Origin of the sequence: Methylobacterium sp. Leaf399 (assembly GCF_001424525.1) — a bacterium.
GTDB lineage: Bacteria > Pseudomonadota > Alphaproteobacteria > Rhizobiales > Beijerinckiaceae > Methylobacterium.
In genome coordinates this window covers 1-20,976 of the sequence record NZ_LMQK01000005.1, presented here as the reverse complement: position 1 = coordinate 20,976, position 20,976 = coordinate 1, and the positions used below count along the sequence as shown (strand labels likewise).

At 64.3% G+C, this 20,976-nt stretch carries 25 protein-coding genes, 2 tRNA genes and 1 pseudogene; 10 read left to right on the top strand and 18 right to left on the bottom strand.

Annotated elements, in window-relative coordinates:
* Positions 1-114: 114 nt before the first annotated feature.
* The 3 genes from ASG40_RS06160 to ASG40_RS06150 all read right to left on the bottom strand — a co-directional run bounded on the left by ASG40_RS06160 (position 115) and on the right by ASG40_RS06150 (position 2,783).
* Positions 115-1,554: a TolC family outer membrane protein gene (locus ASG40_RS06160; protein WP_082494616.1), complete on the bottom strand. Its 1,440-nt coding sequence runs from the start codon at positions 1,552-1,554 to the stop codon at positions 115-117.
* Between the two features lie 339 nt (positions 1,555-1,893).
* Positions 1,894-2,541, bottom strand: a complete 648-nt coding sequence (locus ASG40_RS06155; RefSeq protein WP_055882495.1) for a protein-L-isoaspartate O-methyltransferase family protein — start codon at positions 2,539-2,541, stop codon at positions 1,894-1,896.
* Positions 2,542-2,709: 168 nt separating this feature from the next.
* A tRNA-Cys gene (locus tag ASG40_RS06150) sits at positions 2,710-2,783 on the bottom strand.
* Between the two features lie 271 nt (positions 2,784-3,054).
* On the opposite strand from ASG40_RS06150, the gene ASG40_RS06145 reads away from it, so the two are divergent.
* Positions 3,055-3,130: transfer RNA gene (locus tag ASG40_RS06145), tRNA-Asn, on the top strand.
* 193 nt (positions 3,131-3,323) lie between these two features.
* Here the strand turns inward: ASG40_RS06145 and ASG40_RS22060 are convergent.
* The 13 genes and pseudogenes from ASG40_RS22060 to ASG40_RS06100 form a co-directional block, all read right to left on the bottom strand.
* Positions 3,324-3,752 (bottom strand): annotated as a pseudogene (locus ASG40_RS22060) (tyrosine-type recombinase/integrase); the annotation flags it as partial.
* Positions 3,753-4,237: 485 nt separating this feature from the next.
* Positions 4,238-4,438: a hypothetical protein gene (locus ASG40_RS20295; protein WP_082523927.1), complete on the bottom strand. Its 201-nt coding sequence runs from the start codon at positions 4,436-4,438 to the stop codon at positions 4,238-4,240.
* Between the two features lie 107 nt (positions 4,439-4,545).
* Positions 4,546-4,821: a hypothetical protein gene (locus tag ASG40_RS06140; RefSeq protein ID WP_156387586.1), complete on the bottom strand. Its 276-nt coding sequence runs from the start codon at positions 4,819-4,821 to the stop codon at positions 4,546-4,548.
* 53 nt (positions 4,822-4,874) lie between these two features.
* Positions 4,875-5,648: a hypothetical protein gene (locus ASG40_RS06135; RefSeq protein WP_055882488.1), complete on the bottom strand. Its 774-nt coding sequence runs from the start codon at positions 5,646-5,648 to the stop codon at positions 4,875-4,877.
* Between the two features lie 13 nt (positions 5,649-5,661).
* Entirely contained in the window at positions 5,662-6,099 is a 438-nt protein-coding gene (locus ASG40_RS06130) for a S24 family peptidase (RefSeq protein ID WP_055882485.1), read from the bottom strand.
* Complete coding sequence (locus ASG40_RS06125) at positions 6,092-6,562, bottom strand: hypothetical protein (RefSeq protein ID WP_055882483.1); 471 nt, start codon at positions 6,560-6,562, stop codon at positions 6,092-6,094. The genes ASG40_RS06130 and ASG40_RS06125 overlap by 8 nt, the downstream gene beginning before the upstream one ends.
* Positions 6,559-6,816, bottom strand: coding sequence for a hypothetical protein (locus tag ASG40_RS06120; protein ID WP_156387585.1), 258 nt, complete (start codon positions 6,814-6,816; stop codon positions 6,559-6,561). Before ASG40_RS06120 ends, ASG40_RS06125 begins: the two co-directional genes overlap by 4 nt.
* Before the next feature lie 3 nt (positions 6,817-6,819).
* Positions 6,820-8,130, bottom strand: coding sequence for a hypothetical protein (locus tag ASG40_RS06115; RefSeq protein WP_156387584.1), 1,311 nt, complete (start codon positions 8,128-8,130; stop codon positions 6,820-6,822).
* A gap of 99 nt (positions 8,131-8,229) precedes the next feature.
* On the bottom strand, positions 8,230-8,586 hold the full coding sequence (locus ASG40_RS06110) for a hypothetical protein (protein WP_055882475.1): 357 nt from the start codon (positions 8,584-8,586) through the stop codon (positions 8,230-8,232).
* 176 nt (positions 8,587-8,762) lie between these two features.
* Positions 8,763-9,437, bottom strand: coding sequence for a helix-turn-helix transcriptional regulator (locus ASG40_RS20290; protein ID WP_082523925.1), 675 nt, complete (start codon positions 9,435-9,437; stop codon positions 8,763-8,765).
* A gap of 490 nt (positions 9,438-9,927) precedes the next feature.
* The gene (locus tag ASG40_RS21045) at positions 9,928-10,227 is read right to left on the bottom strand and encodes a hypothetical protein (RefSeq protein ID WP_156387583.1); all 300 of its coding nucleotides are present in this window, start codon (positions 10,225-10,227) and stop codon (positions 9,928-9,930) included.
* 234 nt (positions 10,228-10,461) lie between these two features.
* Entirely contained in the window at positions 10,462-10,716 is a 255-nt protein-coding gene (locus ASG40_RS06105; RefSeq protein WP_055882472.1) for a hypothetical protein, read from the bottom strand.
* A 51-nt stretch (positions 10,717-10,767) separates the two neighbouring features.
* Positions 10,768-10,950 carry a hypothetical protein gene (locus tag ASG40_RS06100; protein WP_156387582.1) on the bottom strand — a complete coding sequence of 61 codons (183 nt, stop codon included), beginning with the start codon at positions 10,948-10,950 and terminating at the stop codon, positions 10,768-10,770.
* A gap of 58 nt (positions 10,951-11,008) precedes the next feature.
* On the opposite strand from ASG40_RS06100, the gene ASG40_RS06095 reads away from it, so the two are divergent.
* From ASG40_RS06095 to nusG, 9 genes are all read left to right on the top strand, one after another.
* The gene (locus ASG40_RS06095; protein WP_055882465.1) at positions 11,009-11,230 is read left to right on the top strand and encodes a hypothetical protein; all 222 of its coding nucleotides are present in this window, start codon (positions 11,009-11,011) and stop codon (positions 11,228-11,230) included.
* Positions 11,231-11,416: 186 nt separating this feature from the next.
* Positions 11,417-11,779, top strand: a complete 363-nt coding sequence (locus ASG40_RS21835; RefSeq protein ID WP_156387581.1) for a hypothetical protein — start codon at positions 11,417-11,419, stop codon at positions 11,777-11,779.
* Between the two features lie 166 nt (positions 11,780-11,945).
* On the top strand, positions 11,946-12,185 hold the full coding sequence (locus ASG40_RS06090; protein ID WP_244480542.1) for a DUF837 domain-containing protein: 240 nt from the start codon (positions 11,946-11,948) through the stop codon (positions 12,183-12,185).
* Positions 12,178-12,462, top strand: a complete 285-nt coding sequence (locus ASG40_RS06085; RefSeq protein WP_055882458.1) for a hypothetical protein — start codon at positions 12,178-12,180, stop codon at positions 12,460-12,462. Before ASG40_RS06090 ends, ASG40_RS06085 begins: the two co-directional genes overlap by 8 nt.
* Before the next feature lie 84 nt (positions 12,463-12,546).
* A complete protein-coding gene (locus ASG40_RS06080) occupies positions 12,547-12,807 on the top strand; it encodes a hypothetical protein (protein ID WP_055882456.1) in 261 nt (86 codons plus the stop codon).
* A complete protein-coding gene (locus tag ASG40_RS06075; RefSeq protein ID WP_055882450.1) occupies positions 12,804-13,424 on the top strand; it encodes a helix-turn-helix domain-containing protein in 621 nt (206 codons plus the stop codon). Before ASG40_RS06080 ends, ASG40_RS06075 begins: the two co-directional genes overlap by 4 nt.
* Entirely contained in the window at positions 13,421-14,899 is a 1,479-nt protein-coding gene (locus ASG40_RS06070; protein WP_055882448.1) for a DEAD/DEAH box helicase, read from the top strand. Before ASG40_RS06075 ends, ASG40_RS06070 begins: the two co-directional genes overlap by 4 nt.
* Positions 14,880-15,833, top strand: a complete 954-nt coding sequence (locus ASG40_RS06065; protein ID WP_055882445.1) for a DUF7146 domain-containing protein — start codon at positions 14,880-14,882, stop codon at positions 15,831-15,833. The genes ASG40_RS06070 and ASG40_RS06065 overlap by 20 nt, the downstream gene beginning before the upstream one ends.
* Before the next feature lie 6 nt (positions 15,834-15,839).
* A complete protein-coding gene (nusG, locus tag ASG40_RS06060; protein ID WP_156387580.1) occupies positions 15,840-16,529 on the top strand; it encodes a transcription termination/antitermination protein NusG in 690 nt (229 codons plus the stop codon).
* Positions 16,530-16,869: 340 nt separating this feature from the next.
* Here nusG and ASG40_RS06055 read toward each other — a convergent pair whose 3' ends face one another.
* Positions 16,870-17,526: a YoaK family protein gene (locus ASG40_RS06055; protein ID WP_055882440.1), complete on the bottom strand. Its 657-nt coding sequence runs from the start codon at positions 17,524-17,526 to the stop codon at positions 16,870-16,872.
* Between the two features lie 327 nt (positions 17,527-17,853).
* Positions 17,854-20,241 carry a bifunctional diguanylate cyclase/phosphodiesterase gene (locus ASG40_RS06050; protein ID WP_055882436.1) on the bottom strand — a complete coding sequence of 796 codons (2,388 nt, stop codon included), beginning with the start codon at positions 20,239-20,241 and terminating at the stop codon, positions 17,854-17,856.
* Positions 20,242-20,976 lie beyond the last annotated feature (735 nt).

The following is a 20,976-nucleotide window of genomic DNA, read 5'->3' as shown; positions in this document are numbered from 1 at the left end:
CATAAGGTTAAGGAACGGTTGATCCGGTGGATCACGATGCTCACGCCCGTGGCGGAGCACAAGCCGCGGGACCCTTCCGCAACACCGCGGGCCACAGGAAACCGTCGGCCGGGGTCAGCGCCCGTCGGGGGTCCGCACGCCGTACCAGAGGTCCTTGACCTGGTCGAAATGCTCCTTGGGGGAGTAGATCGCGGTCGGGATCGCAGTGAAGCGCACCGTCAGCCGGCCCACTGCCTGGACGACGCCGTAGGAGTTCACCACCCGGTCGCGCTGGGCGATGATGAGGTTGACGCGCGAGTTGAGCAGTTCCTGTTGCGCGTTCAGCACGTCGAGGGTGGTGCGCTGGCCGACGCGGGCCTCCTCGCGTACGCCGTTGAGGGCGACCTCGTTGGCCTGGACCTGGGCCTGGGAGGCGATCACCTGGGCCTTGGAGGCCTCGAGCTGGCCCCAGGCGGTGACGATCGCCGAGCGGACCTGGTCGCGCACGTCCTCGACGTTGATGCGGGCCTGGCCGACCTGCTCCTTGGCCTGGCGGATCTGCGAATAGGTCTGGCCGCCCTCGTAGAGCGGGATCGAGATCGAGCCGACGATGGAGGCGGTGACGCCGTTGTCGCCGGGGAACTGGGTGTCGTAGCGCTGCTGCACCGCGCCCTGCAGGCCGACGCGGGGATAGAGCTGGCCCTCGAAGATTTTCACCTGCGCCTCGGCCACGTCCACCGCATGGAGCGAGGCCAGGATCTGGGGATGCTCCTTGAGGCCGATCCCCACCGCGGCATCGAGGCCGGGAGGCACGAATCGGTCGAGGGGGCGGCCCGGGGCGAGCTGGCGCGGTTCGACGCCGATGCGACGGCGGTAATCGCCGATGGAGGACCGCAGGTTGGATTCGGCGGTGCTCACGCTGGAGCGGGCACCGGCCAGGCGCGCCTCGGCCTGGGCGACGTCGGTGCGGGTGACCTCGCCGACGTTGAAGCGGTCGCGGGTCTGGCGAAGCTGCTCCTCGAGCACCTCGACGTTGTTGCGCTGCAGCTCCAGGTTGGCCGTGTCGCGCAGGACGTTCATGTAGGCCTGCGCCGCGCTGAACAGGGTGTTCATCTCGGTGGCGCGCAGGGACTCGCGCGTGCTCAGCACGTTCGATTCGGCGCGTCGGGTCTGGTTGTTGGTCTGGAACCCGTCGAACAGGTTCTGGTTGATCGTCAGGCCCGCCCCGCCCGGCCGGGTGGTGTTGTTCAGCTGCTGGCCCGAGATGCGGCCCTGGAACTGCTGGATGCCGATGTCGGCGCTGAGGTTGACGGTCGGCCGATACCCGGCCTGGGCCTGCGCCACGTTCTCGTCGGTGGCGCGCAGGCCGGCGCGGCCGGCGTTGAGCACGGGATTGGCGCGGTAGGCCCGCGCCAGGGCGCTCTCGAGCGTCTCGGCGCTCGCGGGGGCCGCCGAAGCGACGGCGAGGCCGGCCAGGGACAATCCGGCCAGCGCCAGACGACCCAGCCCAGGTGCGGCGAAGCCGGCGAGCGCAAGCTCAGCCCGCGTCGCGGAGTTCCGTTCTCTCACGTCCATCAGCCCTTGCGGTTTCTCGATGAACCGGCCGACCGTCCAGCGACGGTCGCGGCGCCCGAGGGTTCCCACTTGACGTCCGTGGGGATCCAGAAAGCGCAGTCCGGGTTGCCCGCCCCGGTGCTCTGTCTAGACGAGCTTGGCACCATCGGCACAGGCCCCGTCGGCCGGTGGGTAAAGAAAGGTGATCGGGTGCCGCATAAAAGCGACACCCGATCGGGGGCGCGCGGAGGGCGTCTCATGCCATCTCCGGTTGATCACGTCGTGATGCGAAATGGGCTCCGCTCAGGCGCCGCGCGGGCTTCGTGAGACGGTTCACACGCGATTCGAGCGGAAACCGTCTCAGAAGACGAAGCCGGCGTCGGCCGCGAAGCCCGGCAGGGCCGGCAAGGCCGCGTCGAACAGCGGGCGCGAGCCGAAAGCGGAGCCGGCACGCACGAACAGGGTCGCCTTGGCGGCACGGTCGCGCCCCATCACGCAGACGAGGCGGCCGCCGTCGGCGAGCTGGTCGAGGAGGCCCTGCGGCCGTACCTCGACGCGGCCCTCCACGAGGATCACGTCGAACGGGCCACCCTCGGTCGGGCCCCCGTCGAGGGCGGCCTCGACCACGCTCACGCCGGGCCGGCCGGCCAGTCGCTCCCGGGCGCCCGCCGCCAGGGCGGCGTCGGGTTCGAGGGCGACGCCCTCGGCGCCCAGACCGGAGAGGATCGCCGCCCCGTAGCCGTAGCCGGCGGCCACGTCGAGGAAGCGGGCGCCGGGCTCCACCGCCAGGGCCTGGATCATGCGTGCGAGCAGCATCGGCGCGGGCATCGCCCGGTCCGGTCCCAGCCGCAGGGTCTGGTCGCTGTAGGCGAAGGCCGCCCGGTCCGCCGGTACGAACCGCTCGCGCGGGACCGCGCCGAAGGCGTCGAGGACCGCGACATTGGTCACGTCGAAGGTCCGCAACTGGCAATCGACCATGAGGCGTCGCGCCTGCGCATCATCGAGCATCGGTGCCCTTTCTCCCGTGGCCGCCGGGGCGTGCCGAAACTCTCGCAGGACGCATCCGACAGGACGGTCCGAGCTCGGCGGCCGAAGCCCGCGGTTTGTCGGGGATCGGCTCGAGAAACGCAAGGTTCCCGGTCGGAAACCGAAAGCGTTCGAAGGGAAGAAGGAAATTGGAGGCCTCGGAGGGAATCGAACCCCCGTACAAGGATTTGCAGTCCTCTGCGTAACCACTCCGCCACGAGGCCTCGTCTGGCCGTACCCCATCCTGGGGCCGTGCCGCGCTGGTCCGGATCGGGCAGCCGATCAGGGGCGAGCGGCTCTCTAGCAGAGGCGGGCCCCCTTGAGCAACGGCCAACCCGACATCGGCGTCACGCATCCGTCACGTGAGGCAAGGCATCCCGCGAGGCAGGCAAGGAACGGCATCACGTCGGGAACGACGCTGCGTGACGGATTCGTGAAACCTCGCCCCCCGGCCCTTGCGCCCCGCCGTTCCCGTGTGTAGAGACCCCGCCGTGGTCCCCGATAGCTCAGTTGGTAGAGCAAGCGACTGTTAATCGCTTTGTCGTAGGTTCGAGTCCTACTCGGGGAGCCAGCCTAATTCCAAGCCCTTGATCTTGCTTTGATTTCTCGCTTCCGCCCCGCACCGGGTCGGATGGTGCGGGGGACATCCGCTCTGCTATGCGCGTCGCAAGGTTCTCGGCTAACTTGGTTCGATTGGCCCCACGCACATAGGTGGCGCTCTCTCGACTCCCGTCGGCCCATCCGTACCAGGCGTTCAGTTCTGCCTCGGTGGCCCCATCTTCGGCTGCCCTCCCCGCCCCTGCCTTACGCAGTCCGTGCGCGGCGCCGGGGCAACCGGCCAAGCGGCAAGCCTCACGAAACCAATTCCCGAAACTCTCTTTCGTCATGGGCCCGCCGCGCTCGCCGGCAATGAACGTCAGTTCGCCAGTCGGGCTCGCCGCGATCGAAGCTGCGAGGGCCGGCAGGATGCGGATCGTGACGATCTGGCCTGTCTTCTCGGTTGTGACCCGCAACAGGTCGTTGCGTAGGTGCGGGCGGCCAACCCGCACGGCATCCCCTCGACGCAGGCCGGTGTAGAGCAGGAGGTCGAATGCCAGCCGCTCACGCGTGCCGAGTTTCCACTTCGCTTCGAACCGAGCGAGCTCGTCATCGGTCCAGATGTGGAATCCGACGCGATCGTTCGGCCCGGCCATGAGCTTGACGCCTCGCGTCGGGTCGGTCGTCAGGTACTCGCGGTCGACCGCCCAGGCGAACAGGCCCCGCATCGTCTTGAGCCAGTTGTTGGCGCCATGAGGCTTGGCCTTGCGCCGATCCATACCCTCCTGGATCGATCGCTTGTTGATGGCATCAGCGCGCTCGTGCCCTGCAATCGTGACCATGGCCTTGAGCAAGCCGTGGCGCTGGGCCCGCGTGGCGGCCGACAGTTCCTCGCTCCACTGCGCGCTGCCGACGTATCGCTCGACGAGCCACGCGATCGTGCCGGTGGTCAGATCTGGCTTCGGCAGCGCAGGCTTGCCCTCGATAGCCGCGCGGTATTCTCGCCAGAATGCCGGTGTGTCGTAAGGCTCGCGCAGGCGGATGCGTGGACCGTCACCGCGACGGACGTACCAAACCACCTTATCGTGGCGGGTCTTTTCGCGGAGCAGGTAGGGTGGTCGAGGGCGCGGCATCGTGGTCGTCATAGGACCACCACCCTGCCCTCTCGTGCAATGCCCTCTTGCGGATCGCGGCCGCTCCGATCGAGCAGCGTTTCATTGGTCTCGACCGCCACGCCGTCGGCCCGCACCACGACCCGGTGCACGGACAGACCAGCAGCCTGCGCGGCACGAATTGCTCTGGCGATATCGGCTTGGGTGACCAGAGCAGCCCGGCGCGGCATCTAATGTCCCCTCCCCCGACCACAGCCCATCAGTCCCCGCGCCTGATGAATCGCCCGATCACGAGCGTGTTGCCCGACCGCGACGGTTGAAGGCGATGAGGGCGGGGTCATGTCGTCATCCTTGTGTCTGCCCTGGATGCGACAGAGCCCGGCTCGACGATCGGCAAAGCCCAAGCCGGATTTTCGCCCGGCGGCCCAAAGAGGTCTGGCAACGCATCTTCGATGGTGCGGTAGAGGCTGTTCAGTCTCTCGCCTTCGCGGGCGTCGGCCTCGCCGCGCTCCTCGTCTGAGTGAATGACGCGATCTTCAGGCGCGAAGGCGTTTCCGGAGAGGAAGCCTTGGAACACCATGTCGAGGGCGATCATACCGATACGGTCGCGCACTGGAGGCTCCAGGGCGGCCCAGGCGGTGGCAAGGTCAGCGGGTCCCGGCACCCTCATAACCGCGCCCTCTCGGCCGGCAGGAGGCGCTGTAGGGCCGTCGCTAGGTGGGCGAGGTCGGCCTGGGCTGACCATTCGGCCCACTCGGCATAGTGCATGGCGAGCGCGTGGATGCCGGTGAGCGTCGTCGGGGTGGTCTCGGCTACCTGCAGGCGAGCCGCGCTCGCCGCGTCGCAGGCAGCGTTGGCCCGAGCCATGGACCTGTCGTCGTCCTCATCGAGGCTTTCGACCGCACGGAAGTGGGCCTCTTCGGCCGCAGCAGACACGGCAACTGCTGCGAGGATCGGATCGGCCCCTTCGTCCCCCCGGATGCCGTCGGTGAAGGCAATGGTGAGGTCGGCGGCACGGGCCTTCGCGATGCCGTACTCGGGCTCGTAGTCGCCAGCGAACTCGGTCTCCTCGTCGAGCCACCAGGTCAGGTGCTTCAGCAAGGCCAAGGCTCCCGACCGGGTTTCGCATGAGGTCGCAAGCAGCGCGTCGAGCGCTTCGGCCATCGCGAGGGAAGCCACTTCGGAAGGGCCGCCCTCTGACGCGGTCTGGAAAGCGTCCCACGCAGTCCGGTGCGCCACTATGGCTGCATGGATGGGGTCGGGCCCCGGCAGCATGGCGTGCCGGTCCGAGCCGCGAACAACGCCAGCTGGTTCGCCCGTGTCCGCTTCCTCGGCCGCCGTCGGAAGTCTGCGGTCGAGGATCGCCATGGCGGCGTTGACGACGTGCAGCGGCTGGCCACCGCGGGAGCCGATGCGGGTCTGCAGAACGAGCGTGCTCATGATGCAAGCCCCCTCAAACCCGAAGCGCGTCAGGCAGGAGTAGCCGATCGACCACCCTCGCCGTGATGACGACCTTGGCAAAGAGCATCGCCAGGAACTCGTCCTTCGAGATCTCGTAGCGGGTGTAGTGAGGATTGTCGGACCACATGCGGATCCGGCCTTTCCCCACCCTTTCGAAGCGATGCAGGACGACGGCGCCCAGGCTCACCGTCGCGTAGACGCCCTCGCCTTGGTAGGCGTCGGTGGGGGCCACCAGGACGAAGTCGCCACGCCGTAGTGTCGGCTCCATGTTGTCGCTGCGGACCGGGACTGCCTGCAGGCCGCCCAGGGCTGTTCCGTCGCGATCGGTACGGCCGTCGCACTCACCGAGCATGACGCCGATCCGCCGATCCATCTGCACGGAGTCAGCCCCGGGCGTGATGCGGGCAAGCGCTGTCTGCTGATCAATCATGGCTGGCCTCCAGTTCGGCAAAAGCGTCCGGGGCCTGCTCGGCAGCCCGCGCCCAGATTTCCGTGACCATCTCCGCGTCAAGCATCTGCTTGGCAGCATCGATGAAGGCCCTTCGGCGGGCCTCCCGACGCTCGTAGTCGGCCAGGTGCTTACCGCTTGGGGGCAGCACCTGCCGTTCGGCCCGGCGCAGTTCGCCGATGCGCTGCTGGAGGCGTGGGCGCTGGCGTCGCTTTCGCTTGAGAGCGATCTCGGCACGAGCGCGCCAGCTCGGATCCTTCTCGCTCGTCACGCCGTGCGCGAACTGGTCCTCGATCGTCGAAATGGCCCCGTCGATCTCGTCGAGGATCGCCTGCCCTTGGGCGGCGGTCTCGATGTCGTCGATGTGGAGTTCGCCGCCGCTGTAGAGGACGACGTTGACGCCGCGGACGCCCTGCGTCGGTTGGGGGGTGCGAGCAACGATCATGCTGCCACTCCCATCTCGAACCCGACCCATCGGGTTTGCGTCTCGGATCCCACGAGCGCTGCCATGGCAGGCTCGGTGTCTCCGTTGTCCTCGCGGTCGGTTTCCGGCTCGAAGTCCGGGTCTCCCGTCATCTCGTCGAGGATGACGATGAGCCGGTACGCGGTGTCGAACGCCGCCTCGATGGCGCGTTCGATCTGTTGGCGGAGGGCGAGGCGCATATCGGCGCCTGAGGCGAGGTGCGTGGCGGCGGCCATCGATCAGGCCTCCGCCAACTGAGCAACTTCACGTAGCACCGTAAGAACGATGCGCTTGCCATCGTCGAGCCCAGCACCGGGATAGGCGGTAAAGCACTCGTAGTCATTCAGGGCGAGTTGGGCCTTGGCGATTATGTCTCCCAGCCCCTGCGACGGCTCCTGGATGGCTCGGGTGAAAACATCGTCGACCTTCTGGCATTCTCGATCGAGTTGTTCGTCGCACCAGCCCTCGGCAGAGCATTGGCGGTTGATCTCGGCTCGCCGCCTTATGGCCCAGACGCAGGCCCGGGCGAGGTCGCTAGGGGTAGCAGTTCTCGGACGGGCCTGCCCCGTGGCAAGCAGGTACTCGACGCCGTCTGCAATCTCGGCAAAAGCGGCTTCGTGCCAATAGCCCGGTTGTCCTACTCTCTGATCCGGGCGCTGCCAGAAGCCGGGTTCGTCGAGTTTCAGAACCCGAACCTTGAGAGCCAACCCGTCGACGGTTTTGGCCGGCAGCCGATAAATCTCTTCAGTGATCGCAGCACACGCAGCGAATGCCGTCTTGACGTCGGCCTCCAGAACTTCGAGCCGCAGTTCCAGAGCGAGTGCTTCACGCCTCGCATCACGCGCTTCCACCAGCGGCAGCAACTCTACGAGCTGAGCCCGTCGCAGTTTGCCGATCACCGCCGCATCTTGTGCCGAAAGAGGAGCAGAGCGACCGGACAGAATGCTGCGCAGATAGTCCCCGGTCCAAAAAATGGAGTGCGGCTCCGGATGAAGAAGGAGCCGCCGATTGGCTTCCCGATACGGCTCCTCGCGGCGGTCGCGTTCGGCCCATCCCACCTCCTCTCGGTCGCAAGCGGACGTGTAGGCCGCGCTCGCAGCGAGGAAATCCTGCTCCAGATCGATCAGGCGCGCATCGGGATGCGGGAATGCCTTCTCTTGCGGAACCGGATCGCCGCTATCGCCAAGGCCCAGGTAGCCGTCCTTGGTCCAGTCGCAGCCAATGGCCGCCAGCATGGCGACGGCACGGCTCGACGGGTCGGAGGTCGCTGAGCGATGGAAATCGAAGCCGGCATTCATGCCGACGATGAACTCCGACGCTCGATGCCCCAGGTGCGGATAGAGCTCCCTGCACAGGTAGCGCCTCTCCATCGCCAGCCAGGATGAGTAGGCCACCAGCGCCCGGCGGTCGGGTGGAGTGGCCGGCGCACCCTCGGGGGCGGCCAGAAGCCGGGTGACGGCCTCGTCGAGGACGTGGTCGGCTGCATCGTGTTGCGTGTCGGCCTGTCGTCCGGACACGGGTCTGCTATCAAGGCGGTTGCCCTGTTCCATGGTTTTAGCTCCTGGGTTCGGGGAAGGTCTCCGCTGGCGTTGCAGCGCTGGCGGAGACCGCTTCGTGTCGGGTGGCGCGCCGCGCTCACCCGAAACCTCTCAGATTTCGGTCTCCTCGTAGTCGCCGCAGGGCTCGCCGTGCAGGCAGACCGTCAGCGTGCGCGAGGCCGTCAGGCGCGTCTCGACGCCCATGGTGATGGTGCCGGTGGCCTCATCGTGGGTGTTCGAGGTGTAAAGGCCGCTGCGGACCATCGCGAACAGGATGGTGTTGATCTCACCGCCGCAGGCCTCCTCGGGAATGCCGACCCAATCCTGAAGGTGGCGGTGAAGCGCGAAGGGGTTGATTGGGCCGGCGACATGCGCCGTATGCCGGATCGCCTCGGCCAGGAGGGCGCTGCGCCACTCGGGCTGGCCGACTTCAGCGTGGTTCAGTGAGGCAGATCCGACAGCGGCCATCCCTCAGCCCTCCATACGGAGAGTGAGGTGGCGCGCGAGCCACAGTGCAGCCAGACCAATGATCGGGAGGTAGGGGTTGGCCTGGACGAACATGGGAGGGCTCCACCGCGAAAGGCGATGAGAGCATGTTAGCCCTAGCGGCTATGTCAATGTCAAGTTCATATTAGCCGATGCGGCTATGTTGTCGGCTCGATAGGCTCAAGATTATCGGCCTTGCCGCGCCAAACCGCGGGATTAAACAAAGCCATAGTGACAACAGCTACCCCGCTGTTGACTTGGACGTCTTTAATTGGAGCCCCACTGAGAATATTTAAATTATAAAAACCCTTTTTGGTGCCATTAACTATAAATCCGAGTCTTAAATCACCGGTATCTTTGTCGCTATCTCTCAAATCCACAAGGCAGAGTCTATTGATGAACAGATCCGAGTCTCTGCTCGTTAGCCATTCTACCTGGATAAGATCGTGTGTTTGGAAAAAAGGAAAAAAGCCATCGTTATCAATCTCAAACCAAACTGTATTGGCTCTTTTTCCTAGATCTAATTCTACCTGAATAGCGTCAAAGTCTTCTTTTCCGGCTTCATCTTTATAAAAATGAGCTCTACCGCCTTCAGTAATTATCCCATCAATGAAAACTGGCTTTGCTGACATCACCTCTTTAAATACCTGAAATTCTCCCACTCCAAGGGCTGAGCCTAGTTTTTCGGCCCATTCAAAACTAAGTGGCAACTTTCCTCGCTCAAGCTTAGATATCGTTATCCAATGTGCTCCAACGGCATCCGCAAGCGCCTGCTGCGTCATGCCTTTCTTCTTCCGGATTTCGGCGATTCGGTTTGGTGGCTCAGAGGTCATATAGCCCTATGCGCTGCCTGCGCTCTCTCGTCTATAGCCGCAGCGGCTATTTAGCCCATTGCGCTTAGTTAGCCTCATGGGCTATAGGATGAGCCATGAGCATTTTTCCCTCGCCGCGCCAGTGGCGGATCAGCCGAAAATTATCTTTGGATGTGCTGGCGCGTCGGCTGGGCTTGTCAGGTCGCAATCCGGCCCGGACCCTCCAGCGGTGGGAAAATGGTCAGCGGCCAGTACCAGTAGACATCATTGCTCATGTCGAGAATATGAGCGGTGGTGCCGTTACAGCCGCAGCTTGGGCCGCTCTTCGACCATCTCGGATTTCCACAACCCACTACAGTCGACCCAGCGATCTGATCCGTGAGGCTCGCCTTTAATGCGCGCCGAACACTTCGATATCACCCTGACTATGACGGCGGGCCTGATTCGGCCCACCGCCATGTTGCGGTCGCGGATCAGTGCGCGTGGGACATTATCATTTCGTGCAGAATGCTCACGGGTTTCTCACTCCCCGACTCCCACGGCTGCCGAAGCCGAGAGTCTGTTTGCGGTCGGGGTCGATCTTCTGTCGGCGGTCGTCGGGTACAATCCAATCCAATGTCACCTCGGTCGTTGCCTGCAGGAGGCGATGGAGGTGGTCACGTGCCACTTCGACCATGTGTTTCTCGTCCGTTTCGCTCGGCACCGTGATGCTGATCGTTCCAGCGGATCCAGGAAGCTCAAAGACCGCCGTAAAGTCGCCGTAGGATTCCGGCCTCTCAATGCGCAGCAGTGCAGGTTTCTCTTCGCTCATTTTTCGAACTCCCTCGTTCCGACGCCGATCAATCTAAAGCAAAACAGCTTTGTTCTCGATCCATTCTGCAACGTGGATGGTTCGGCGGAAAGGGTGGGAACCGAACCTCGTCAACGTGCTGTCGATCCATCTCATCATAGCCGGACGCTGGCTGATGGAGCGGAATCCGAGCATCGCTCTCGTAATATCGATAGTGAATTGGCCCGGCCGTCACGTTTTAGCGGCGCGCCCCGCCTAAACAGCTTCTATCCGCCACGCCTTCGTCTGCTCCGCAATGGCAGCGAACGCCCGGTGCAGATCGCTCATCGCCAGTGGCACGATCTCCGTAGTGGTCACCGACTCCGCATCCAGGCTCACCGTGATGTGGATGATCGCATGCCCCCGGGTGCAGTCGAACTCGACATCGTAAGCGGTATCGCCGAGGTCGCGCCCGAGGGTGCGCTCGATCCCCGCCAGTTCGATCTCGAACAGGTCCTCTTCGTTCGCCATAATGGTCTCCTTCCCTCTGGGATGAGGCGCCTCGCACGGCGCCGTGGGGTTTCACTGCTCCAGGCGCATCAGTGCGAAAGCGATCGCGCCGAGCAGCGCTGCTGCCGGCCCTCCGCTCGCTCGCCGCGCCTGGTTGTCCAACCGGTTGGACAGTCGCTCTCGCGCGGCGGGGCGGTCGTCCAGTGGCACCACTTCGATCAGGTCCACCATCAGAACCGCCAGGGCCTCGGCCAATCGGCCAGGCGTCAGCCCAGCCGGCGCCTGCGCCGCTGCGGACGGGAGTAGGCCCGCCATGCTGCTCAAGGAATGGATGCGCTCCGAAGGGTTCGACGACGCGGCCGTGGCCGAGAAGGTCGGCCTGTCCCGCTTCGGCGTTCGCAAGCTGCGATTCAGAGAGCGGGGTCCCTCCATCCGTGTTGCTGCCCGGATCGAGGCCATTTCGGGCGGCAAGGTTCGCTCCCCGGACTTGGAGCCGGTGAAGCGCCGCTCCGCACCTGCGGAGGCTTCATCGTGATCGTCACCGCTTTTCACTGCCAAGGGCCGACCCTGACGCCCGCGCTCGCCCGCCAGAGCACCGCTTGCGTCAGGACCGGCCTTGCTCGTTCCGCCGTTCAGGGACCGCACTCTCAACCTCCTCGTCACGCCCATCACTGTGGCGAAGGAGCGTTGGGAGATGTCCCAAAAGTCTTGGGAGAGGTCGGTGACCGCCCTTGTCCTTGAAGCAGCCGAGGGGCTGCGCGACTTGGCGCGACCCGTCGGCTCCGACGACCGTGTCAAATCCCAGATCGGACGCGCCGCCCGCCGGGCCGGCTTGTCCTATTGGCGAGCTTTCGACCTCTGGTACCGCAAGGCCCGGCGCGTCGAGGCCGTCGAGATCGAAGCCATCCGAGCGGCACGCGCGGCGCGCAGCCGGGAGAGTTCAGATGAGTTGGCGTGCCTCGCGGCAGATTTCGAAGCGCTTGCGGAACGCGTGTCCCGTTTGGCTGCGCGACCCGGTGGGCCGGATGCTGATGCGCTTCGGGCTCTCGCTGGCCGGTCTCGGCGTCTGGCTCAGGGAGAGTGACGAATGATCCCGCTCACCCACGCGCAGCCGCCTCCGTGAGCCACCTGTAGCCGGCCACCACCGCCCTCATCCTCCCGCCTGACTACGGCGCTCCCGAACCCCGGAGCTTTGGCCGATGCCCTTTGCTGTCTCTCCATTCTCGACGTCTCCGCCGATCGTAGAGCGCGTGAAAGCGTATCGCAGCTTCCTGTTCGACCGATGGGTAGAGGCCAAGCGCCATGCCCAGGTCAGCGAGGATCCCGCCGACCACCGGGCCGCGGTTGATGCCTACACGGCGTTCATGCGGGCGCACCTCTCGTCCGAGGAGCGTACCCGCCTCGACCTCGAAGACGAGATCGCGTGCCTCACCGTGGAGAACGGTCGGCTGCAGGCCCGGCTCCACACCCCCGAGGAGCACCATGGTTGAGGACTTCGCCTACGACGTGCCGTCCGCCGCTTCGCTGGATCGCCTGATCCGCTGGCACGAGAAGCGGGCGGCCGAGGACGGGCGCCTAGCCCTGAACCTGGACGCCGACGATCTGCCGGTGGCGGCGGAGACCAATCGCCAGCGGTCCTCGGCCCATCGTCAGACCGCGGTCTGCCTGAAGGCTCTGCGTGAGCGCCACTGCCCGCCCGATGCCGAGTTTCGCGGCCACCTGAACCTCAAGCCTCGACCGAAGGCGCAGATCCGCGCCCCGCCCTGATCCGACGCGCCTGCCGCGACCACGCGAACCTCCGTCTCGATCCCTTTCACCGGCCGCGCCAGCGGTTCCCGGAACGGAAGTGCCATGTCCGATCTCAAGTCACGGCTAGATGCCGACCGTAGGCTGTACGACGCCGCCGACGATGCCTTGCGGGCTCTGCGCGCCGATCTGGTGCGGCGAGCGGAGGCGGTCGGCGACTACCAGATGGTGGTCGATTTCGGCGAGCGCCTGTTGCGCTACAGCGCCTCGACCATCGCGAAGGCAGCGAGCTTTCCGGACGCCGCGGAACACGCCTATCGGACCGCCGACGACCTCGTCGCCCAATCGATGGTGGCCGGTCGATGAGCATGGTCGCGCTGAAGTGGACCAAGCGCCAGCGGGTCCGTGCCACCTGTCGTGTCGTGCTGACGGCCCTTGCGGATCGAGCCGACAAGCACGGGCGGTGCTGGCCGTCTCAGGCCACGCTGGCCGAGGAGACCGGGCTTGCCGTCCGCACGGTCCGCCTCGTCCTGGCGGAACTCCAGGTCGCAAATGTCATCACCCGAACCCGTCGTGGCAACGGGTCCGGCGGCCGGGCATCGGATCTGATCGCGCTCAGAATCGAGCACGACTTCGACCTGATCACCGCCGCCAGGGAGCAACCCGAAGACACCGCCTTTCCGGCAGATGATGCCGGTAACTCCGAGGGGGGTTACCGGCAAATGAAGGTAGGGTTAGCGGCATATCAAGGTAGGGTTAGCGGCACCACGTGCCGGGGAAAGAACCTCCCAAGAACCCAAAAGAACCTTCTTCCTAGCCGTGAGACAAGGTTTCAGGATGAGGCACTGACGGGGAGGCCTCGGCCAGCCTTGGGACCCTGCGACCCGTTCGGGGACGACGCCTTCGGCCCCCCCGATCCCCACGGCGAGGACGACGACGCCTGGGTCGAGCTTGCGGTCGTCGGTGAGGACGCCGTCCGGTGAGCCGCGTCCTCCGACCCCACCAGAGCCGCATCGTCGAGCGGCTGCGCGAATCCCTGGCAACGGGGCATCGCCGGCCGATGGTCCAGGCCCCGACGGGGGCCGGCAAGACGGTCGTCGCCGGCGCCATCGTCAGGGGCGCTCTAGCCAAGGGGAAGCGGGTCCTTTTCGTGGTCCCTGCCCTATCGCTGATCGACCAGACTGTCCGGTCGTTCTGGGCCGAGGGCATCCGTGACGTCGGCGTGATCCAGGGCGCGCATCCGATGACGGACGCAAGCAAACCGGTTCAGGTCGCCTCGATCCAGACCTTGCAGCGCAGGGCGATCCCACGGTTCGACATCGTCGTGATCGACGAGGCTCACCGGTGGTTCGAGATGCTGGGCCTGTGGATGGGCTCGCCCGATTGGGCCACCGTCCCGTTCGTCGGCCTGTCGGCAACCCCGTGGACCAGGGGCCTGGGCAAATTCTACGACGACCTGATCTCGGTCACCACGACGGCCAGCCTGATCGAGGGTGGTTACCTCTCCCCCTTCCGGGTTTACGTCCCATCTCACCCCGACCTAACCGGCGTCCGAACGGTGGCCGGCGATTACCACGAGGGCGACCTCGGCGAGGCCATGAACAAGCCCGCCCTCGTCGCGGATGTGGTGCAGACCTGGCTCCAACGTGGGGAGAACCGCCCGACGTTCATTTTCGGCGTCGACCGAGCGCACGCCAAGAACCTCCAGGCCCAGTTCGAAGCGGCCGGCGTGCCCACCGGCTACATCGACGCCTACACGAAGGCCGACGAGCGGGAGGTGCTGTTCCGCCGCTTCACGTCGGGTGAGCTGACGGCCATCGCTAGCGTCGGATGTCTTACCACTGGGGTCGATCTGGACGTGCGGTGCATCGTGTTGGCGCGGCCTACGAAGTCCGAGATGCTGTTCGTGCAGATCATCGGCCGGGGCCTGCGAACGGCACCCGGGAAGGACGATCTCCTGGTGCTGGACCACAGCGACACGCACCTGCGGCTCGGCTTCGTCACTGACATCCATCATGACGTCCTCGACGACGGCCGGGAGCGGCAGAAGCGCGAGGCCAAGGCGAAGCCCGAGGCCATGCCGAAGGAGTGCCCCTCGTGCTCGTTCCTGAAACCTCTGAAGGCACCCAAGTGCCCGGCTTGCGGGTTCAAGCCCGAGCGTCAGAGCGAGGTTCAGTGCGACGACGGCGATCTCGTGGAGATGACCCCGAAGCGGGCCCGCGCCAGCACGATCGAGAAGGAATCGCTCTTCGGCCAGCTGAAGCACGTCGCCCGACGCCGCAACTATTCCGAGGGCTGGGCGGCTCACAAATTTCGTGAACTGACGGGTGTCTGGCCCGATCGGTACCACAATGCTCCGCTCGTCGAGCCGACGGCTTTCGTCCTGTCGTGGATCAAGTCCCGCCAGATCGCCTACATCAAAACGAGGGGCCGTTCGCATGCGCACGCCGCTGAGTGACCGCGCACGTGGTCGATGGGCTGGCCTTCTGCCGCTCGTTGGTGTCGACCCTCGCTACCTGTCGGGAAAGCAGGGCCCATGCCCCATGTGCGGAGGCAAGACCCGCTTCCGCTTCGACGATCGTGAGGGACGAGGCACCTGGATCTGCAATCACTGCGGGGCCGGCGATGGGGCCGATCTCGCGATGAAGACCACGGGATGCGATTTCCGTGTTCTGGCGGAGCGAATCGACGCCCTGTTGGGCAGCGTCCCCGAGCAGACGAGCCGTCGACACGCTTCCGCGGACGAATGCCGGCAGGCACTCCGCCGGCTCTGGCGCGGATCCAGTCGCGTCACCCCGGGTGACCCCGTAGCGCTCTACCTGGCCTCCCGCGTGGACGTGTCGGCGGCGCCCGACTGCATCCGGACCGTGAAGCGCCTACGCTACCAGGACGACGCGCCATCCTGGCATCCAGCGATGATCGCTATGGTCTCAGCCCCGGACGGGAGCCCGGCCACGATCCACCGGCCCTATCTCACCGCCGAGGGCACCAAAGCGCAGGTGGAGGCCCCGCGCCGCCTGATGCCGGGGTCGATACCTGACGGCTCGGCCGTCCGCCTGTTCGATCCCGCTCCGATTCTTGGGATTGCCGAGGGCATCGAGACGGCTCTTGCCGCGTCCGTATTGTTTGACGTGCCCGTATGGGCGGCCGTCAGCGCCGCCATGCTCGCAAAATGGGTCCCGCCAGACGGCGTCGGCGAAGTGATCGTGTTCGGAGATGCGGACGTCGGTTTCGCCGGTCAGGCCGCGGCCTACGGGCTCGCCCACCGACTGTCCTCCAAGATCGCCCGCGTCAGGGTCGAGCTGCCCAGGTCGGCCGGGGCCGACTGGAACGACGTCCTGCGCGAAGCGAGAGCCGCGGGCGACCAGAAGAGCCACCGCACGGGAAGGTGATCCAGCATGAGCCGTCGCGATAAACGTCAACGTGCACGGGACCGGCGTCAGCGCCGGGCCGAGCGCCGGGTGTCATCCGCTTTCACTCACGGCCAGCCCGGCACGACGGGATCCGGAGGCGCAGGCGATCCCATCCGGGGCACCAGGGCCGACACCATCGACCCCACGCTGTCCTGGCACGTCGCCCGCACCCTGCCCCGAATGGGAAAGCGCGCCTGCGATTCATTGGCCGAGATCGAGGTGACGACCTACCTGCCGCGTGCATCGGAGATCGTCGTGCGCCGCGGACGCCGCGTGGTGCGCCGGACGCCGCTCCTGATGCGGACGGTCTTCATTGGGGTCAAGGACGAGCGGCATCTCGCCGAGGCCCGCGCCTGTCCGGGATTGGCGGAGATCGTGTGCCACCCCGAGGAAGACACATCGGTCCAGGGCAACGTCTCCGGCCTCGTGATGAAACCGGCTCGGCTCGATCCTGTGGCGCTTCAGCAATTCGTGCAGGCCATCGCTGATGGTGAGATCGTTCAGCCGGTCGGAGTGAAGGTCGGGCAGAACGTCGTGGTGCGGGAGGGGCCGTTCGCCAGCTTCCCCGCGACCGTGGAAGAAATCCTGCCCCACGACCGGATCAAGGTTGCAGTCAGCATCTTCGGCCGCTCGTCTCCCATCGAACTTGGGATTGCCGAGGTGCAGCCGATCTAGTATAGATGAGACGAACAGTGGGCGCTTACCTCCGCGTTGCGTGACGTTGAGCCCCCACGGCGACGGGACAGCCGTATTCGCCGCTATGTAGGCTGGTCAACCAAAGAGACCCCCAACGGGGGACTAGCGAAATACTAAGCAGCATCCCCTGGTGTTGGCCAAGGCGGTGGCGCCGTTCCGTGCCTGTTTGCGGCACCATCAAGCCTCGGGTGACTGGCCGATTAGGTTGCGTTCCGGCGCGGCGGCGCGTGTACCGTCAGAGATCGGGCCTTCGCGCTTAGTGGCCACGACCATCCAGCTCCTGGCGAACGCGCAGGTGCTGGCGGGGGTCGTGTCGCCCTCATGAAACGCCACGATGCGCCCTGGCAAATAGCGCAGCCATCACCGCGAGGCCGGCCGTAAGGCCAGCGGGAAAGATCAAGGCGAAGATACCGATCGCGCTGTAGACAGCCGCTCCGGCGACGGCTCCGATCAGCAGGGCCAGCCAGACCGCTGCATCGCCAACCCATCCCAGAGGCGGCCCCGTCTTGGTGAAGGCAGCGGCGAGCTTCTGACCGAGGCTGAATAGCGCTCCAGTGACGAACGTCGTTCCTGCTCGAAAGCCTTGAACGGAACCAAGAACCGCGTTCTGCGCGCCCATGGCGAGAGCTAGGAAGAATGACACCAGACCGAGTTCGGGCAGTTGGAGCCCGAGGGCGAAAGCGCCGAAGACGAGAATAGCTTCGTAGGCCAGCACAATCACTGTCTTCCAAGGCGCGGGAGCGACGATCGATAAGCCGCTGGCGATCGTCGAACCGAGCAGAAACGTGACGATCAAGACCGCCGGCATGACCGCACCGCCCAGCGCGCCATGAGCAACCGACACACCCATCTGCGTGGTGTTGCCACTCATGAACGAGGTGTAGAGGCCACTGAGCTGAATGAACCCGATCGCATCGATGTAGCCCGCCAGCCCCGTGAGCAGCAGGCCGAAAGTCAGTTGCCACGGGCGTTTCATGATGCTGGCCTTAGCGGGATCACAGGTGACTGCGACCCTTCTACCAACTCGCCAGCGCCAAGGTTCAAGCTCGCTGCAAATGGCTTTTCGATTCGAGTGAGGCCAACCTGCAGACTTGGTGAGCAGTGTCGCAGTTTGGAAGCTGACGCCGCTTTAACGACGGCTATCTAACCGTCGTAGGCTACAAGAAGTTCCGCTTGCGGAAGCTTTGTAAAGCAGCGCGGGACGAATAACACAAGTGATTTTGCTCTAATTTGTTTTAAAAATAGTTATATACGACAGTGAAATATTACCCGGTCAGCAACATTAGGCGTTGTTATTTATATCTCAAGCAACCTTGTGCTCATTCAGCAGGATCGGTTCCGCGCCATGTGTATAGTGGGAAAACTCGCAAATAAGCGAAGGACGACCCATTAAGTAGCCTTGAGCAGCGTGGCAATTCTCAGCGATGAGGAAATTCAGTTCTGCGGCCGTCTCAACACCTTCAGCCAGGACCGGCAACCGGAGGCCGCTCCCGAGGCCGAGCACCGATCGCACGATGGCTGCCGTCTGCTCGTTGGTGTCCACATCCCGGACGAACGAACTGTCGATCTTGATCTTGTCGAACGGGAACGACCGCAGGTTCGACAGCGACGAGTAGCCGGTACCGAAGTCGTCCATAGCAATGCGCAGTCCGAGCGATTTCAGCTGCCGCAGCGTGAGCAGCGCCCGGCTTGGATCTCGGATAAGCGCCGTCTCCGTGACCTCTACTTCCAGCCGATGCGGTGCTAGGCCGGTCTGGAGCAAGATCTCGTGTACAAGCCCGACAAGGTGCGGGCTATGGATCTGAACTGCCGAGACGTTGACCGCCACCGAAAGCGGCCTCGGCCAGCTTGAAGCCTCGCGGCAGGCCTCCCGCATCACCCATTCGCCGATCTGTAGAATGGCGTCGCTCTCTTCGGCGATGGGAATGAACACGGCCGGCGAGATATAGCCCCGCTTAGGGTGGTTCCAGCGTAACAAGGCCTCAAAGCCGGTGACTTCGCCGCTGCCGACATCTGTCTGCGGTTGGTAGACCAGATGCATCTCCCCACGCGCCACGGCGTGCCGCAGGTCGTGCTCCAACAGGCGGCGCTGACGCACCTCCAGACCCATACGTGCCTCGAAGAAGCGATAGGTGCCGCGGCCCTCCGACTTGGCTCTGTAAAGCGCGGTGTCGGCATAGTTCAGCAACATTGTCCGCTCGTCAGCGTCGTCCGGGTAGAGGGCTATGCCGATGCTGGTGGCGATCTGCGGGCCGCTACCCTCAGTCTCACCAGATCGTAGCGCCTCCAAGATTCGCTCGGCGAGGCGACCGGCCTCTGACGGGCCATCGCATGGCATCAGGACAGCGAACTCGTCGCCTCCAAGCCGGGCCATCATCTGCGTGTCGGCGAGTTCGCTCGTGACGATGCGAGCGACGTTTTCCAACATTGCGTCGCCGGCGGCATGGCCGAAGAGATCGTTGACCTCCTTAAAGCGGTCGAGGTCGAGGCAGAGCACGGCGAGATTGCGTTTGCTCGCATCTGCCGCCCGCATCTCCTGATCGAGCCTTTTGCCGAAGCTGGCGCGATTGGCGAGCCCGGTGAGCGGATCGTGGTGAGCCAGGAACTGGATTTGGTGCTCAGCCTTCCGGCGAGCCCTGAGGTCGCGAACTGCTACGGCGTAATGCGGCTGGCCGGCGTGCTCGACCGTCTGCATGATAACCTCGACCGGAACCATCCCACCGTCCGCCCGCCGCAACTCGGTTTCGACCGGCCGCTCGGGGTGGCTGGCCAAAGCAAGCCGTGCAGCTTCGGCCGGAAGGAAGGTCGAGAGTGACGAGCCTGCAAGCGCCTCTTGGGTTACGCCGACAAGGCGGGCGAAGCTGTTGTTGGCGCTGACGATTGTATCGCCGGTGCAGACCATAAGGCCCTCGACAGCGGCGTTTGCGAGACTGCGCAAACGGTCCGTCTCACGCTTGGCGTGCCGGCGGTCACGGATGTCGAGTCCCAGAGCAGCTCCGGCAAGAAGCAGGATAGCAAAACTTGCCAGTGCAACTGCGACTGCAAGCCAACTGTTCGGGACTGCGGCCTCAGAGATCACGATGGTGGGGTCTGGCGTGATAGTCACCGCACCCATGGCGGTGAAATGGTGGCCACATATCGCTAAGACTAACAGCAAGGCGCTAAGCAGTTGCCGCCTCACGCCGTTGCTCCCGAGCCTGGTCGCGAGCGCTGCACTACCCAGGATGGTACCGAGTATTATCGAGAGGGTCGCCGTCGCTAGATCCCAATCCTTATTGCCGGCAACGTAATAGGCGGCCATGCCGGTGTAGTGCATCGCCGCGATGCCAAGACCTAGCATCGCACCGCCGGCCCAAGCTGCGAGGCTGCCGCCAACCAGAACCGCGATGGATAGGCCGCTTCCGACTAGGACGACAGCGATAACAAGGGACAAGGCTGTCAGTGCTATATCATAACCGCCGGGCAGGCCGGGCGCATAGGCGAGCATGGCAATGAAGTGGGTTGCCCAGATGCCTGAGCCTCCAGCACCAGCAGCAACGGCAAGCCAGCCGACTTGCATCCAACTGTCTGCGCGGTGGGCGTGGCTGACGAGGAAGACCGTCGTCAGCGCAGACAAAGCGCAGATGGCCGCCGCGAGGGCGACAAGGCGGAAATCATGGGCCTCAACGAGACAACCAACGACGGTGAGCATACGGTGAGACCTTGAGCGCGTTCACTCGCTAGGATCACGCCGAACCCATGTAGGCTGCCTTAATGATTGGCAGCAGATCGCGCATTCAGAGGTACGATCAGGGTGGGGCAAACTGTCTTAGTTTATGAAATGACATGCTAGAAATTTTCGTAAATGCAACCTAAAACGAATCTGCTTGAGGACCCAAATCTGTGAACTTACCGTAGCGCCTGTTAAGTTTATTTTGGTCCAGCCGCATCTAGTTTGGCGCAAACATTCTTACGGAGCCAGGCATGCAGCTTGTCTCGACATTGCTGCTGCTCAATCTGTAGACCGACGGCTGTAATATGGCGGAGCAGATCTGAGTATGAGGCAGTGATGATCGAACGAAAAAGTTCGTCTATAATTTTGTCTGCCTAAAATGAGACGGGCACAAACCTACTTAAAGCTGAAATTTTGCAGTTATCAAGCTGAAATAATATCGCGTTGTGACCCCCTTTGCGTTCGGTGATATGTGTCTGTGAGTGCCGCCAACCGGTTGGTTAGTTAGAGCTAACCGGCAGATTTACCGCCGGGCGCCCGTCACAAGAGCTGACCAATGGCGGCGATGAGTTTGAGGCGGTAGCGAAAATCGACTTGTAAATTGAACGCGTTATACCAAGCCTCGCTGAGCAGGACTCACGCGGGGTAGCGTCAGCATCTCGGTCGTGATTCCTTCCTTGGGTTTGGAGCCTGAGGAGGATGCGATGGCTGCTC

What these genes read in the sequence shown, in the direction of transcription:
- ASG40_RS06160 (WP_082494616.1), bottom strand. Translation starts at nt 1,554, where the DNA reads ATGGACGTGAGAGAACGGAACTCCGCGACGCGGGCTGAGCTTGCGCTC.
- ASG40_RS06155 (WP_055882495.1), bottom strand. Translation starts at nt 2,541, where the DNA reads ATGCTCGATGATGCGCAGGCGCGACGCCTCATGGTCGATTGCCAGTTG.
- ASG40_RS20295 (WP_082523927.1), bottom strand. Translation starts at nt 4,438, where the DNA reads ATGCCGCGCCGGGCTGCTCTGGTCACCCAAGCCGATATCGCCAGAGCA.
- ASG40_RS06135 (WP_055882488.1), bottom strand. Translation starts at nt 5,648, where the DNA reads ATGAGCACGCTCGTTCTGCAGACCCGCATCGGCTCCCGCGGTGGCCAG.
- ASG40_RS06130 (WP_055882485.1), bottom strand. Translation starts at nt 6,099, where the DNA reads ATGATTGATCAGCAGACAGCGCTTGCCCGCATCACGCCCGGGGCTGAC.
- ASG40_RS06125 (WP_055882483.1), bottom strand. Translation starts at nt 6,562, where the DNA reads ATGATCGTTGCTCGCACCCCCCAACCGACGCAGGGCGTCCGCGGCGTC.
- ASG40_RS06120 (WP_156387585.1), bottom strand. Translation starts at nt 6,816, where the DNA reads ATGGCCGCCGCCACGCACCTCGCCTCAGGCGCCGATATGCGCCTCGCC.
- ASG40_RS06115 (WP_156387584.1), bottom strand. Translation starts at nt 8,130, where the DNA reads ATGGAACAGGGCAACCGCCTTGATAGCAGACCCGTGTCCGGACGACAG.
- ASG40_RS06110 (WP_055882475.1), bottom strand. Translation starts at nt 8,586, where the DNA reads ATGGCCGCTGTCGGATCTGCCTCACTGAACCACGCTGAAGTCGGCCAG.
- ASG40_RS20290 (WP_082523925.1), bottom strand. Translation starts at nt 9,437, where the DNA reads ATGACCTCTGAGCCACCAAACCGAATCGCCGAAATCCGGAAGAAGAAA.
- ASG40_RS21045 (WP_156387583.1), bottom strand. Translation starts at nt 10,227, where the DNA reads ATGAGCGAAGAGAAACCTGCACTGCTGCGCATTGAGAGGCCGGAATCC.
- ASG40_RS06105 (WP_055882472.1), bottom strand. Translation starts at nt 10,716, where the DNA reads ATGGCGAACGAAGAGGACCTGTTCGAGATCGAACTGGCGGGGATCGAG.
- ASG40_RS06095 (WP_055882465.1), top strand. Translation starts at nt 11,009, where the DNA reads ATGCTGCTCAAGGAATGGATGCGCTCCGAAGGGTTCGACGACGCGGCC.
- ASG40_RS06085 (WP_055882458.1), top strand. Translation starts at nt 12,178, where the DNA reads ATGGTTGAGGACTTCGCCTACGACGTGCCGTCCGCCGCTTCGCTGGAT.
- ASG40_RS06080 (WP_055882456.1), top strand. Translation starts at nt 12,547, where the DNA reads ATGTCCGATCTCAAGTCACGGCTAGATGCCGACCGTAGGCTGTACGAC.
- ASG40_RS06075 (WP_055882450.1), top strand. Translation starts at nt 12,804, where the DNA reads ATGAGCATGGTCGCGCTGAAGTGGACCAAGCGCCAGCGGGTCCGTGCC.
- ASG40_RS06065 (WP_055882445.1), top strand. Translation starts at nt 14,880, where the DNA reads ATGCGCACGCCGCTGAGTGACCGCGCACGTGGTCGATGGGCTGGCCTT.
- nusG (WP_156387580.1), top strand. Translation starts at nt 15,840, where the DNA reads ATGAGCCGTCGCGATAAACGTCAACGTGCACGGGACCGGCGTCAGCGC.
- ASG40_RS06055 (WP_055882440.1), bottom strand. Translation starts at nt 17,526, where the DNA reads ATGAAACGCCCGTGGCAACTGACTTTCGGCCTGCTGCTCACGGGGCTG.
- ASG40_RS06050 (WP_055882436.1), bottom strand. Translation starts at nt 20,241, where the DNA reads ATGCTCACCGTCGTTGGTTGTCTCGTTGAGGCCCATGATTTCCGCCTT.